The 15,031-nt window shown below is 40.0% G+C and carries 12 protein-coding genes and 1 pseudogene; all 13 read left to right on the top strand.

Annotated features, from left to right (window positions below):
* Window positions 1-10: 10 nt before the first annotated feature.
* Window positions 11-358 carry a hypothetical protein gene (locus tag GQR47_RS12410; RefSeq protein ID WP_016899198.1) on the top strand — a complete coding sequence of 116 codons (348 nt, stop codon included), beginning with the start codon at window positions 11-13 and terminating at the stop codon, window positions 356-358.
* Between the two features lie 157 nt (window positions 359-515).
* The gene (locus GQR47_RS12405) at window positions 516-869 is read left to right on the top strand and encodes a hypothetical protein (protein ID WP_130049672.1); all 354 of its coding nucleotides are present in this window, start codon (window positions 516-518) and stop codon (window positions 867-869) included.
* 107 nt (window positions 870-976) lie between these two features.
* The gene (locus GQR47_RS12400; protein WP_004589252.1) at window positions 977-1,474 is read left to right on the top strand and encodes a DUF411 domain-containing protein; all 498 of its coding nucleotides are present in this window, start codon (window positions 977-979) and stop codon (window positions 1,472-1,474) included.
* A pseudogene (locus GQR47_RS12395) lies at window positions 1,474-2,901 on the top strand (TolC family protein). Before GQR47_RS12400 ends, GQR47_RS12395 begins: the two are co-directional and overlap by 1 nt.
* Window positions 2,901-4,643 carry an efflux RND transporter periplasmic adaptor subunit gene (locus GQR47_RS12390; RefSeq protein WP_024595178.1) on the top strand — a complete coding sequence of 581 codons (1,743 nt, stop codon included), beginning with the start codon at window positions 2,901-2,903 and terminating at the stop codon, window positions 4,641-4,643. The pseudogene GQR47_RS12395 and the gene GQR47_RS12390 overlap by 1 nt, the downstream one beginning before the upstream one ends.
* A 14-nt stretch (window positions 4,644-4,657) precedes the next feature.
* The gene (locus tag GQR47_RS12385; protein ID WP_004589255.1) at window positions 4,658-7,822 is read left to right on the top strand and encodes an efflux RND transporter permease subunit; all 3,165 of its coding nucleotides are present in this window, start codon (window positions 4,658-4,660) and stop codon (window positions 7,820-7,822) included.
* Between the two features lie 79 nt (window positions 7,823-7,901).
* Window positions 7,902-8,522, top strand: coding sequence for a PepSY domain-containing protein (locus GQR47_RS12380; protein ID WP_223230573.1), 621 nt, complete (start codon window positions 7,902-7,904; stop codon window positions 8,520-8,522).
* Window positions 8,522-10,354 carry a 2Fe-2S iron-sulfur cluster-binding protein gene (locus GQR47_RS12375; protein WP_004589257.1) on the top strand — a complete coding sequence of 611 codons (1,833 nt, stop codon included), beginning with the start codon at window positions 8,522-8,524 and terminating at the stop codon, window positions 10,352-10,354. Before GQR47_RS12380 ends, GQR47_RS12375 begins: the two co-directional genes overlap by 1 nt.
* Window positions 10,355-10,378: 24 nt before the next feature.
* Window positions 10,379-10,726: a copper resistance CopC family protein gene (locus GQR47_RS12370; protein ID WP_004589258.1), complete on the top strand. Its 348-nt coding sequence runs from the start codon at window positions 10,379-10,381 to the stop codon at window positions 10,724-10,726.
* Window positions 10,727-10,745: 19 nt separating this feature from the next.
* Window positions 10,746-11,633 (top strand): CopD family protein, encoded by an 888-nt coding sequence (locus GQR47_RS12365; protein ID WP_024596191.1) that lies wholly within the window; start codon window positions 10,746-10,748, stop codon window positions 11,631-11,633.
* 15 nt (window positions 11,634-11,648) lie between these two features.
* Window positions 11,649-12,119: a nuclear transport factor 2 family protein gene (locus tag GQR47_RS12360; RefSeq protein ID WP_024596192.1), complete on the top strand. Its 471-nt coding sequence runs from the start codon at window positions 11,649-11,651 to the stop codon at window positions 12,117-12,119.
* A 27-nt stretch (window positions 12,120-12,146) separates the two neighbouring features.
* Complete coding sequence (locus GQR47_RS12355; RefSeq protein WP_013465888.1) at window positions 12,147-13,970, top strand: copper resistance system multicopper oxidase; 1,824 nt, start codon at window positions 12,147-12,149, stop codon at window positions 13,968-13,970.
* Entirely contained in the window at window positions 13,967-14,827 is an 861-nt protein-coding gene (locus tag GQR47_RS12350) for a copper resistance protein B (RefSeq protein WP_004589262.1), read from the top strand. Before GQR47_RS12355 ends, GQR47_RS12350 begins: the two co-directional genes overlap by 4 nt.
* Window positions 14,828-15,031 lie beyond the last annotated feature (204 nt).

The raw sequence follows: 15,031 nt of genomic DNA, 5'->3' as shown, positions 1-15,031 counted from the left end.
AGGGAATACGTTGGATAGAATATATTTAAAGGATGCCTACATAGTATCTGTTTACGACTATAAAGAATTTGAAAAAATATTTCTTGGCGAGTTTTTATCAGGGGGGGTTATTGAAGATGAAACATTCAGGTTTCGGCCATTTCAGCAAATCGTGACTTCAAAGATTGTTAGCAAATCTGCTGATGAGGATAAGTTAGAAATATACACACATAGTGGGAGTTGTTATGTGATTGATGCTGACCATAAGTTAATTGATATTTCATTTGTTGAACTGGTTGTTATGAGAGCAGGAGCTTATTCGGCAGATCGAGTTTTAGAAATGAGAGAGCAACTTAAGTCTCAAAATAAAAGCCATTGAATAGCGAAGATAAGAAGTCTGATGAGATTATTATTTGTCACTTACCTCTTTGAAAAATTTGACGATAATCAAATATTCATAAATGTTTATACAGCATCAATTGACTTAGTCAAAAATTTGCATTAGTATTAGAGATGTATATTTGTAAGAGAATTTTATGTCTAAAGCATTTTCAAAAGTCTTAGTAATGACGCTTATGCTGGTTGCCTTTGTAGGGCAAGCATTTGCGTATTCTGCTATGCCTTGCGAAATGTCATCAGGTTCTCACGAATCACACATGAACATGAACATGGATCATGGTGATATGAATAAAAGCAGTAATGGTCAATCAGAAGATTGTTGTGACGTTGAATGTATTTGTCCTGCAAATGCTTGCTCATCTACGACAGTCCTAAATTCCAGTATTGATTCGACAGATATTCAAATATTCAGTGAATCTGTAGCTGCTCTGCAATCTAAACAACCTCATTCAATTTCCACTTCCCTTTATCGTCCACCAATTTTTGCCTAATACAGGATTAGTGCGTCCAAATTTCTCGCACATGTAATTAATTTTTCTGTTAGTCAATATAGCGTCGTAGCGCTATAGATATTTTCCAGCGATGTCTGGGGGCAAAAATGATCAATAAGTATTTAAAAATAGCAGTAGTAATGCTGCTTTCACCTGCGTTTGCAAACGCCAACGAACATAACCATGCACACAATAACGACGTAACACCTTTGGAGTTAATCGTTTATAAAACCCCTACTTGTGGGTGTTGTAAAAAATGGATAACTCATATTGAAGACAAAGGGATCGTTGCGCATTCCAAAGATTTCCGAAACATCGGCAACATCAAAACTAAGTATGGTATCAAACCTAATTACCGTTCATGCCACACGGCAGTGAGTAGAAATGGATTTGCCTTTGAAGGTCATATACCTGCTAAATTTATTCAGCAGTTCTTATCAGAAGAACATCCCAATGCGATTGGGCTTTCAGTTCCAGCAATGCCAGTTGGCTCTCCCGGTATGGAAGTCGATGACCGCTTTATGCCATACAACGTGTTAATTCTATTTAAAGATGGAACGAGCAAAGTCTATGCAAAAGTTAAGACATACGAGGAGCAATTCTAATGAAATTGAACTCTTCAAACCTTACTTCACTTTCAACTGCATTAATACTCGGCTTATCTGTATTCTCAGCTCAAGCTGAGAAAGTAGTGCCGCTTGAACAAGCTATCACCTTAGCTCAGCAAAATGATCCTTGGCTTCATGGTAGCCGATTGAAACAAAGTGCAGTTGAAAATAGAAGTATTGCTTCAGGTACTTTGCCTGATCCGAAAGTATCGCTAGGGATAATGAATTTACCAACAGATACTTGGGATTTAGATCAGGAAGGAATGACTCAGCTAAAGGTTGGCGTCTCTCAAATGTTTCCGAGAGGCGACAGTCTAGAGATCAAGAAAGACCAGTTACAAATTGAGTCCACGAAATTTCCACTGTTACGAGAGGATCGTAAAGCTAAGTTGAAAAGCCAAGTGTCACAACTTTGGTTAGATGCTTACTTAGCCCAACAAACTATTAAATTGATTGAAGATGATTGGTCTCTCTTTGAGCAGATGGCGGAAGTGGCTAAAGCTAGCTATTCAAACGTTGTTGGTAAAACTAGACAGCAAGATGTTATTCGTGCTCAGTTGGAAATCGTGCAGTTAGATGACAGATTAACTTCGCAAAAGCAGAAACTAGAAACGACAATCGCTCGTCTCAATGAGTGGCTTCATATTTACGATGCGGATCGTTTGAATGAATCATTCAACTTTGACGCGCAACCATTAGAGTTTAGCGTCTCAAAAGAATTGCCTTCGATTCAATTGAATAATCCAACAGTCCTAAAAGCATCTAATTACTCAAGAAATCTATTGGCTCAGGAGCTTTCGAATCACCCAGCCATACTTGCAATTGATATAAAACGCAAAGCTTCAGAAAAAGGAATTGAGTTAGCCAAACAGCAATATGAGCCGGAATGGGGTGTTAATGCTAGTTATGCCTATCGCGACAATATGCCCTCTGGTGATAGCCGAGCTGATTTATTTTCTGTTGGGGTAACGTTTGATTTACCCTTGTTTACCGAGAACAGACAAGATAAGCAAGTTGCAGCTTCTATTGCAGATTCAGAGACTATTAAAACCGAGAAACTATTACTGACAAAGCAAATGATCAGTGTTTTAGAAAAAGAACTAAGACAGCTTAAACGCTTATCAGATAGATAATCTATCTATCAAGAACAACTCCTTAAACAAACTCATGACCAAGCAGAAGCGTCATTGACAGCCTACACAAATGATGATGGCGATTTTGCCGAAGTTGTTCGAGCAAGAATCGCAGAATTAAATGCCAGAATATCAGCCTTAAGAATTGATGTTGACGCACTTAAAACAGTTGCTCGTATCAACTATTTCTTTGCGCATTCTCAATCTAACTCAAATGCTGAACATAAGTCGATGCAAACTTCACACAAAACTAATCAGCACTTATCCAGTCAGCAATTTGGAGAAAAATAATGTCAACGAATACAAAAACAATTATTGCCATCATCATTGGGGCAGCACTTGGTGCTGGAGCATTGAGTTTATATCAAGGTACTGGCTCAAACAGTAATAGTAATGAAGCAACATCAGGAGAAAAAAAGCCTCTGTATTGGGTTGCACCGATGGATTCTAATTACCGCCGGGACAAGCCCGGTAAGTCGCCTATGGGGATGGATTTAATACCTGTGTATGAGGAAGAATCATCTGGTGATGACTTTGGCCCCGGAGCAGTAAAAATTGCGCCTCATGTAGTGAATAACCTTGGGGTTCGCACTGCACCTGTTGAACTGAAAAATATGCATACTGAAATCTCAACGGTAGGTTATGTTCAATATGATGAAGATAAGCTAATTCATATCCACCCACGGGTTGATGGCTGGATTGAAAAACTTTACATCAAAGCAGCAGGTAACCCTGTAGAGAAAGGGCAGCCTCTTTATACACTATATTCTCCTCAGTTAGTTAATGCTCAGGAAGAGCTGTTAATAGCGTTAAAGCGCAACAATAGTTCTTTAATTTCAGCAGCCAAAGATCGCCTAAAAGCGTTACAGCTTTCAGCAGACTTTGTTCAAAAGCTAGAAAAGACACGAAAGGTTCAGCAAACAGTTACCTTTTATTCACCACAAGCAGGTGTTGTCGATGGTTTGAAGGTTAGAGAAGGTTTTTATGTAAAGCCGGGAAACACCTTATTAAGCATTGGCCAGCTAGATCAAGTTTGGGTTGAAGCAGAAGTGTTTGAACGTGACGCAGCCTTAATTAAAAAAGGACTTCCTGTATCAATGACACTGGATTATTTACCCGGTGAGGACTGGGCTGGTGTCGTTGATTATGTTTATCCAACATTGAACAGTAAAACACGCACACTCCGAGTGAGATTGAAATTTGATAACACAGACTATCAATTAAAACCAAATATGTTTGCACAAGTCTCTATTCACGCTAATCAAGCTGATAGCACCATCCTCGTGCCTAAAGAAGCCGTTATTAGAACAGGTAAACAGGACAGAGTAGTACTTGCGTTAGGTGATGGGCAATTTAAATCTATTGAAGTGACTATTGGCCGGGTTGATATCGACAGCATCGAAATATTAGACGGCTTAAATGAAGATGACGTTGTGGTGACATCTGCCCAATTCTTGATTGATTCTGAATCAAGTAAAAGCTCTGACTTTAAACGAATGACTCATGATGAAGTGCCTAACTCTGTTTGGATGCAAGGGGATGTTAATAGTGTTATGGCAGGGCACCGCATGGTTAATATTTCACATGGCCCTGCTGAAGCTTGGGATTGGCCTGAAATGGTTATGGATTTTACTGTGGCTGAAAAAGTCGATATTGACTCATTAAAGTCAGGTCAATCTTTGCACTTTGAAGTGAGCAAAACCGAAGACGGTGGATATGAAATTACTGGAATTCATATCATGAGTGAGCCTGAAGTATCATCAGCAACAGTATCTGGTTTGATTAATGCGATTGATATTGATACACGGATTCTAAATATTAGCAGAGGCCCAATAGAGAAATGGGATAGACCTGCTGCGACGATGGATTTTATCGTCGCGGACAATATAGAAATGGTTGATTTCAATGTCGGTGATAATGTCACTTTCACTTTTGAGGTTAGAGATGACTTAGTTATCACTGACATTTCTCTTGAATCAGATGAACAACACGGCAAGGAAAATAAAGCTGCTGTTGATCATTCTAATCATTAAGTGGGAGAAAAATAATGATTGAATCAATTATTAGATGGTCTATCGGCAATCGTTTCTTTGTTTTGTTGATTACCTTAATTATCGCGTTTGGTGGTTTGTATTCATTACAAAAAACACCAGTAGATGCACTCCCCGATCTTTCTGATGTGCAGGTGATAATTAAGACGAGCTATCCGGGACAGGCACCACAAGTAGTGCAGGATCAAGTGACATTTCCTCTTACTACAGCGATGTTATCAGTGCCGGGGGCGCAAACTGTTCGTGGTTACTCATTTTTTGGTGATTCCTACGTCTACATTATTTTTGATGACGATACTGATTTGTATTGGGCTAGAAGCAGAGTACTTGAATACTTAAGCCAAGTAGCATCAAGCCTGCCTGATTCGGCAAAACCTCAATTAGGACCTGATGCAACAGGTGTGGGTTGGGTATACATTTACGCTTTAACAGATAAGTCTGGAAACCATGATCTAAGCCAATTAAGAAGCATTCAAGACTGGTTCTTAAAGTATGAACTACAAACTGTTCCGGGCGTGTCCGAAGTTGCCGCCGTTGGTGGTATGGTTAAGCAGTATCAAGTGCAAGTAGATCCTGATAAATTGAGAGCTTACGATATTCCTCTAAGTTTAATACAAATAGCCTTACAAAAAGGGAACAAAGAAACTGGCGCATCCGTTGTGGAAATGGCTGAAGCTGAATATATGGTTACCGCAACGGGGTATATTCAATCAGTTAGTGATATAGAGAAAATCCCACTTGGTATTAACGAACAAGGCACGCCATTGCGTATTGGTGATGTTGCTACCGTTAATTTAGGGCCTCAAATGCGCCGTGGTATCGCAGAGCTTAATGGTGAAGGCGAAGTTGTTGGTGGTGTTGTCGTTATGCGCTTTGGTGAAAACGCTCAACAAACCATAAACGGGGTAAAAGAAAAACTTGAATCGCTTAAATCTTCTCTACCAGAGGGGGTGGAGATTGTCCCTGTTTATGACAGATCGAAGTTAATAGATCGTGCTGTTGATAATCTTTGGAGCAAGTTGCTAGAGGAGCTTGCAGTCGTTGCTATTGTCTGTGTGGCTTTCCTATTTCATCTTCGCTCATCTATTGTGGCAGTTGTTACTCTGCCATTAGGTATCTTGGTGTCGTTCATTATCATGTATATGCAAGGCATCAATGCCAACATTATGTCTTTAGGCGGTATCGCTATTGCGATTGGTGCGATGACTGATGGTGCAATAGTGATGATTGAAAATATGCACAAGCATATGGAGAAAACACCACTAACAGATGAAAATCGCTGGCAAATTGTTGCTAAGGCTGCGAGTGAAGTAGGCCCTGCACTATTTTTTAGCTTACTGATCATTACAGTCTCATTCTTACCTGTATTTATCTTGGAAGCGCAAGAAGGAAGAATGTTCTCTCCGCTCGCCTATACAAAAACCTATGCAATGGCGGCATCAGCAGGTTTGGCGATCACATTGGTGCCTGTTTTGATGGGCTACTTTATTCGAGGCAAAGTTGTTTCTGAAAAGAAAAACCCGTTAAACCGATTATTGATTGCTATCTACATGCCTGTTTTAAAGCAAGTCATGAAGTTTCCAAAATCGACAATAGTAGCAGCAATATTAGTGACTATCGTTGGCTTTTGGCCTGTCGATAAAATTGGTAGTGAATTCATTCCGCCATTGGATGAAGGCGATCTCATGTATATGCCTACTACCTATCCCGGTATTTCAATTGGTAAAGCAAGGGAGTTATTGCAGCAAACAGACAAGCTTATTCGCACTGTGCCAGAAGTTGAAACTGTATTTGGTAAAGTAGGAAGAGCTGAAACTGCAACCGATCCTGCACCTTTAACCATGATTGAAACCTTTATTCAATTGAAGCCACGAGAGCAGTGGCGAGAGGGTGTGACTACTGAATCGTTAAAAGCTGAGTTTGATAAATTGGTTAAGTTTCCGGGCTTAACGAATGCTTGGGTTATGCCAATCAAGACCCGAATCGACATGTTAGCAACAGGCATAAAAACGCCTGTGGGTATTAAAGTCGCCGGACCAGAGCTTGATGTGATTCAGGAAATCGGCCAACAAATAGAGCAAATTTTACCCGAAGTTACAGGCACAGCATCAGTTTACTCAGAGCGAGTTGCAGGTGGACGATATATCAAGGTTGATATTTCACGCGATAAGGCAAGTCGCTTTGGGTTAAACATCGAAGATGTTCAACAAGTGGTTTCTACAGCTATTGGTGGTATGAACGTTACCCAAACGGTAGAAGGTCAAGAGCGTTACCCTGTTAACTTACGCTATCCGCAAGACTATCGAGACTCTCCTGAGCAGCTATCACGATTACCTGTTGTAACACCAAGTGGTCAACGCATTGCACTAGGTGATGTCGCAGATATTCGAGTTGAGAACGGTCCGCCGGGAATTAAGAGTGAAAATGCTCGTTTAAATGGCTGGACGTTTATCGATATAGACGGTGTTGACGTAGGTACTTATGTTGAAAGTGCAAAAATACACTTGGCTAATAATCTAAAACTACCAGCAGGTTATTCAATTACTTGGGCTGGGCAATACGAATATATGGAAAGAGCGAAAGAAAAGCTCACCTATGTATTGCCTTTAACACTCGCCATTATTGTTATTCTACTTTACTTAAACTTCAGAGCGTTTAGTGAGGTGGCTATCATTATCGTTACCTTGCCGATGGCGATGATTGGTGGCTTATGGTTGATGTATCTGGAAGGGTTTAACTTCTCTGTGGCTGTTGGCGTGGGCTTTATTGCTCTAGCTGGGGTAGCGGTTGAGATTGGTGTGATAATGTTGGTCTATCTCAATCAGGCACTTGCTGAGCTTAAGGAAAAAGCTGAAGAGCGAGCTGAACCTATCTCTGATGATGCATATCAAGATGCATTATTGCACGGTGCAGGCTTACGAGTTCGTCCAGTAATGATGACAGTTGCAACAATCATTATCGGCTTGATGCCCATTTTATATGGTACAGGAACAGGTTCGGAGATTATGAGTCGTATTGCTGCACCTATGGTAGGCGGAATGACAAGTGCTGTGCTACTCACTCTTATTGTGCTCCCAGTAATTTACTCAATCGTTAAAAAGCCAGAATTAAACGCCTTTAACAAGGAGCTTTCTAAGGCGGAGCTAAAAAGTAATGCTTAGCACGGCTAGAAAATATCACAAATGGCTAATGGCATTTGTCGGAATACAATTCCTCTTCTGGTCTATTACAGGCGTGTATATGGTGACTATGGATATTCACTATATACACGGCGAAACCTTGGCTAAGAGTGAGGAAGCCAAAATAGATTTAGCAAGTATGGATTACTCCATTGTAAAGCTAGCTGCGGATTATCCTAAAGCTAGCCAAGTTACACTTACTCAAAGTATGGGCCGTCCTTTGTATTCTTTTATTAATGGAGAAAATGGAAAAGTAGCAATAGATGCTAAAACTGGAGCTGTTCAGGCACTTGTAGATGAAATCAAGGCTAAAGAAATCGCACAATACCATTATGCGCTGAATCATCAAATCGACAGCGTAAGGTTGATTAAGTCAGCGACAAACTTGCCTGCTGAGTTGTCCCCAAGGCATTTACCTGTTTGGAGAGTGACGTTTGAGCAATTCTCCACACCGACATTTTATATAAGTCAACAAACAGGATCACTTGTTGCCAAGCGTCATGATTACTGGCGATTGTTTGATTGGATGTGGCGGTTCCACATTATGGATTACTATGATGGAGAAAACGTATCTAACTGGTTTTTGTTCTTGGTCGCAACTCTAGGTCTAATGGGAGCAATTACTGGCGCAGTATTGACTTATTACCGAGTGCTTTCCCCAAATAAAAAGGGAGTCATTTGATGCGACTATTTAAGTTAAATACAACGATACACAAGTGGCTTTCTTTATTTGTTGGTTTACAACTGCTTATTTGGTTGGGAACGGGCCTTTACTTCAATTTGATGGATCACAGTAAAGCCAGTGGTAATGAACTTAGAGTTCATTCTCATCATGAAGGTAGCATTACAGGCTTTGACCTATTCCCTATTAAAGACATTACTAGTAATGCTCCGCAGGAAGTAAACCTTATATGGGTTTTACATCAGCCTTACTATCATTTTGTGTTCGATAAGGGGCAGCATAGCTATCAAGAACGCCACTCAAAGCTATTTGATGCTGTAACAGGAAAGCCATTTAATTTGTCTGAAGAACAAGTACTAACTTTGGCAAAAAACTCCTACTCAGGACAGGGTAAGTTAACTACTCCAGTGTTATCTCAACCTCCGTTTTCTGATCACGTAAGGCAGCAAAATCCTATGTGGCAAGTTGCCGTTGAGGATGAGAACAATACAACTATTTATTTAGATAGTATTACAGGTCAAGTACTTCGCCATGCCAATGATGATTTCAGATTGAAAGATCTGATGATGAAGCTTCACTTTATGGACTATGGCAATTCTGGAGGATTTAACCATTGGTTGATCATTGCATTTGCTTTTGCAACGCTATTCCTTTCAATTACTGGTGTTACTTGGCTGATACAACAGTATCGAAGTGGTTTACTGAAGCTAGGTTGGGGCACTAACAGGCAAAAAGTGGCAGTGACGTTTTCCAATGAAAATACTATTACTGACATCTCAGCAGTTGGTCGCTCAACTGTACTAGAAGGGCTAGCTAGTTCACATGTATACCTTCCTTCAGGTTGCGGTGGTGGCGGTACTTGTGGCAAATGCGTGTTCTTAAGTTCAACTAAATTACCTATCACACTATCTGAACAGGAACATTTATCTCAGGAGCAACTTAAGGAAGGTTATCGGCTTGGATGTCAGCATAGGTTCTCTGAAATTAGTTCGATTGAAGTTAATACTGATCGCAATATTGAAAATCATGAGCTAGTTGTGGTTGCGACTAATTTCATTACTCCTTTTATCAAGGAAGTGAAATTTAAGCTGAAATCAGGCAAACAGTTGGCATTTAAAGCTGGTGCATATATGCAATTTGATGTGCCAGCAGGGATGAATAGCTTACGTCCAGATGATATGCCAGAGTGCTATGAAAAATACTGGGATAGCTACTATCATGGAAAATTTTCTCATAACGGTGTAACTCGCCACTACTCATTAGTTAACTTTGACGAGGAGTCTGATGAGTTAATGTTTAATATCCGTTGGCAGACCGCAAAGAATGGTTTTAAAGCAGGAATAGGTTCAAGTTATTTAGGTTCACTCCAAGTAGGTGAAACGATAACTGCAAAAGGCCCTTTTTCTGATTTTTATGCCACTTCAAATAAAAAAGTTAGTCGCGTGTTTATTGGTGCGGGTTCAGGACTTGCACCACTGAGGTCTATTATTTTTGAACAGTTGAAAAAGCATAAAGATAAAAGTGGTTTGACTCTTATCTATGGTGCGCGAACTGAAGATGACTTGCTATACCATAATGAATTGAAGTCACTGAGTGAGAAGCATAAAAACTTCTCTTATATTCCTACTCTTTCTAATCCTTCAGAAGAATGGCAAGGGCACTCAGGCTATGTTCAAAAAGTACTTCTGCCGTATATGAACCAAAAATCAGAACTGCTTTTGGCTGAGTTTTACTTGTGCGGTCCAGAAGCAATGATGAGTGAAGTGGAAAAAATAATTACAGATGCTGGGATTCCAAGTAATAAAATTTTCAAAGATAAATTTAGTCGTTAATCCATTAAATAAATAGAGGTATATATGAAAACATTAATTAAATTTTTAACCGTAATCAGTGTCGTTTTTAGTAGTGCGGTATTTGCGCATGTGCATCTTGAAAAAAGTGTGCCTGCTGATAATGCAATGCTAATGAATCCTCCAGAAGAGTTAACTTTGGTGTTCACCAAAGAGGTACGGGTTGTAAAAGTTTCATTGGCCAATAAACAAGGCGAAGAATTTAAATTTGGATTCGAGCCTTCTAAAGTCGCTACTAGCAAATTTACATGGAAACTACCTAAATTAGCTCCTGCAAACTATGCTGTGGATGTAACCTTCTTAGGTAACGATGGTCATAAAATGAAACATAGCTTCGGCTTTATGGTTCACTAAAATAGGCGGTGTGATTGATATGGAAATGTATATCTGGAATACAGTCATTGTACTGTCAAAAATTGTATTTTACGTCGGCTTTGCCTGTATTGCTGGTTATACATTTTTCAGGCAAATATTTGAGAATAATGAATCTCATACTAATGCTGTAATAGCGAATTTAACGTGGACAAGAACTTATATAGTTATGGCTTTGATCGCTAATATTACTTGGTTCTTTGCCAGTACTGGTGCAATGGCAGAAGAGGGAATTCAGGGGGCGATAGACGCTGATATATTGGCTATTATGTGGGACTCCTCTGTCGGCACTGGAGCTTTGCTTCGAGCGCTTGGGCTAGTTACCGCAATAATCGCTTTAGCTTTAAGGTTCAAACTCGCTGTGAACTCGTACTTAAAACAAAGCGCTTTAATGTTGAGTTTATTAATCCTTGCATACTCATTCACGTTACTGGGTCATATTTCTGAGTTAGGCACAATTGAAAAAGGCTTGCTTATTTTGCATGTGCTCGTTATGGCATGGTGGTTTGGGGCGTTATTGCCACTAAAACAGGCTTGCCATCAGCTAAGTTATGCAGAACTTCATTTGCTGATGGAAAGCTTTGGCAAACAAGCAAGTTTTACATTGAGCCTATTGTTGGTAGCAGGCCTCTGGCTCGTGATTCAATTGGTCGGAAGTCTTGATGCACTAATAAGCTCAAGTTACGGACAAACACTGTTGTTTAAATTGGCCCTTGTAGTGTCTATTTTGGCACTTGCTGCTAAACATAAACTAATACTCGTTCCACAACTTAAAAATAGTCAAGGCAGAGAGGCTTTATCTAAATCTATCTCGATAGAAATGGTAGTAGCTTTTGCCATTTTATCTGTAACGGCTGGGCTTACTAGTGTTGTTGGCCCTGCAAATTAAAACCTAAAAGAGAAAATGAAAATGAAAACAATAAATATCCTACTCGTTTTATTAATGACGTTTAGTTTCGCAGCAAACGCTCATGGTGATAAGAATAAAGACAAAGGATTGTTTAAAGGTGTAGATACACCAGCCGCAAAAGTTGTTTTGGCATTTCATCAAGCACTTGAAACTGGCAATCAAAAACAGGCTAGAGCGCAGTTAGCGGATGATGTCACCATTTTCGAGGGAGGCCGCGTTGAAAGGAGCGCTGATGAATATGCTCATCATCATATGTTGTCGGATATGAAGTATTTAGCAGCGATGAAGAGCGACACACTTGAACATCAAGTGACGATACTTGGAAATACAGCTATCTCTGCCTCGCGTAGTCAAACTAAAGGTACTTACAATGGTGAAGAACGTGATTATCAAGGGATGGAAACAATGGTTCTCGAAAAGCAAAACGGTGAATGGAAAATTAAGCACATTCATTGGTCACACTAATTTATTGGTCAAACCTCGGAGAGTAAAATGAGAATTAAAGATCCATTACATCAAATTTCTACACCGCGTAGACGCTTTGTACAAGGTTTAGCTGCTGGCGGTATATTAGCTGCTTTTCCAAGCATTCTTCATGCTGCTTCATCTTTAGTGGCTGGAACAATAACAGGTACTGTGCCCGAACTAAGTGGAGAAATAATAGATCTGGTGATAGATGAGTCACCCGTAAACTTCACAGGTGTTGTAAGAATGGCTACAACAATCAATGGCTCAATACCAGCTCCTACCTTGCGCCTCAGAGAAGGTGATGACGTTACTATCAGGGTAACTAATAAATTATCAGTGCCGAGTTCAATTCATTGGCATGGGATCATTCTTCCGTATCAAATGGATGGCGTACCGGGTATTAGCTTTAAAGGTATAATGCCGGGTGAAACCTTTGTTTATAAATTTAAGCTGCAACAAAGCGGCACATATTGGTATCACTCACACAGTGGCTTTCAAGAAATGACAGGTATGTACGGCGCATTAATTATTGAGCCAAGAGAAAAGGATATTATTAGTGCTGACAATGAGCATGTTATCCAATTGTCTGATTGGACTGATGATGACCCAATGGATTTGTTCCGCAAGTTAAAAGTACAGAGCGATGTATTTAACTTTAATCAACCTACTGTTCCAGAGTTTTTTGATGACATTTCAAATAGCAGCGTTTCAAATGCGCTACAACGCCGGGAAATGTGGAATAAAATGAGAATGAACCCTACAGATCTTGCAGACTTATCAGCATCTGCAATGACTTTTTTAATGAATGGTTGTGCGCCTTTGACAAACTGGCGTGGAATGTTTAAAGCTGGCGAAAAGGTTAGGCTTAGATTTATTAACGGTTCTAGCAATACGTTTTTTGATGTAAGAATACCTGAGCTGAAGTTAACAGTTGTACAAGCTGATGGACAAAATGTTGAACCTGTGACAGTAGATGAATTTAGATTTGGTCCCGGTGAAACTTATGATGTACTTGTCGAGCCAAAAAATGATGCATATACGATTTTTGCACAAAGCATGGATCGCTCAGGTTATGCTAAAGGTACTTTATCAATGGCACCTAATATTGATGCACCAGTACCTGCTCTAGATCCCGTTGAATGGTTAACGATGACAGATATGATGGGGAATATGGCCCAAGGTGGTGAGCATTCCGCGATGGCAGGTATGGCAGACATGTCGGGCATGAATTCTAATAAAATGGATCATAGTGCAATGGGTCATGGAGCGATGGCAATGGATCATAGTAAACATGGAATGACTAAAAACCCATTAGCTGTTGCTAGCACTAAAGTGCGTCATGCAAAAACAGAGTATGGAGCTTCTGTTGATATGCGTGTTGATATGCCTAGAACAAACCTTGATGATCCCGGTATAGGTTTACGTAAAAATGGACGCCGTGTTTTAACACTTGCAGATTTACATTCTCTTGAGGGAATTACAAACCAGCAAGAGCCAGAGGCTGAAATTGAATTACATTTAACTGGAAACATGGAGCGTTATAGCTGGTCATTTGATGGCTTGGAATTTGGAAAAAGCACGCCAGTTCACATGAAGCATAATCAACGTTTAAGAGTTATTTTACAAAACGATACAATGATGACACATCCCATGCACCTGCATGGTATGTGGAGCGATTTGGAGAATGAAAAAGGTGATGTACAGGTTCGTCGCCATACTATCCCTGTACAACCAGCGCAAAGAATTAGTTTTTTAACAACACCTCATGACGTAGGTCGCTGGGCATGGCATTGCCATTTATTATTCCACATGGATGCAGGTATGTTTAGAGAGGTAGTTGTATCATGAAAAAATTAATACTAACCAATACGTTAAGACTATTATTAATAGGTTTGCCCCTTATAAGTGTATCTGTATCTGCAAAAGATGAGATGACTGAGATGGGTGATTCTAAAATGCAAGCACAAGGTGGAGATGCACCTAAAGATGCTAGAGACCCCCATGCTTATGCAGCAGGTACAACTTTGACTGAAGGTCCTTATGCACTCAGTAGCGACAAACGACTGACTTTGGCAGATGAGCATTCATTTTACGCGCTACTAGGGGATCGTCTTGAATATAATGAGCAAACAAACGCAGGTGTTTTTGACTTTCAGGCATGGTATGGCACTACTTTTGATAGATTAGTCATCAAAACTGAAGGAGATTTTAGCGAAGGTAATTTAGAGGAGAACCAAACAGATTTTCTATGGGGCCACGCAATATCTGCTTATTGGGATACACAAGTCGGTATTCGACTTGATTACAATAACGAAGGTGAAAACCGCAAATGGCTAGCTTTTGGTTTACAAGGTCTAGCCCCCTACTGGTTTGAAATTGATATGACTGCGTATTTAGGAGAGCAAGGTAATAGTGCATTTTCGATCGAAGCTGAGTATGAGCTATTACTTACTCAAAAGTTAATTGTTCAACCACGAGCAGAGTTGACGCTTTACGGTAAGGATGACGTCCAAAATAACCTTGGTAGTGGCTTGTCTAGCAGTGCTATTGGTTTTCGGGTTCGTTATGAGTTTACCCGCCAGTTTGCTCCCTATGTTGGCGTTGAGTGGACAAATAAATTTGGTAATACAGCCGACTTTGCGAAGTTAAATGGGCAAAGTACTCGTGATACTGCTTTTGTTGCAGGTATCAAGTTCTGGCTCTGATATGAAGAAATACTATATTGACTTGATGAGAGCTACCGCAACTATATTGATGGTAGCTTTCGTTTTTTGGGATTTAAACCATTTTAGTTATGTTAGGAAAGGCCTAGCTAATAGTTTTTTTGGAAAGAACTAAGAGCAGTAATAGTAAGCTACTTCTTGTTTTCAATCGGTGCCAGTCTGGTGTATACCTATCAAGGTGGAATA

This window comes from Pseudoalteromonas sp. Z1A2, from assembly GCF_011378755.1.
In the GTDB taxonomy this organism is placed as follows: Bacteria; Pseudomonadota; Gammaproteobacteria; order Enterobacterales; family Alteromonadaceae; genus Pseudoalteromonas; species Pseudoalteromonas distincta.
This window is presented reverse-complemented; position numbering and strand designations above follow the sequence as displayed.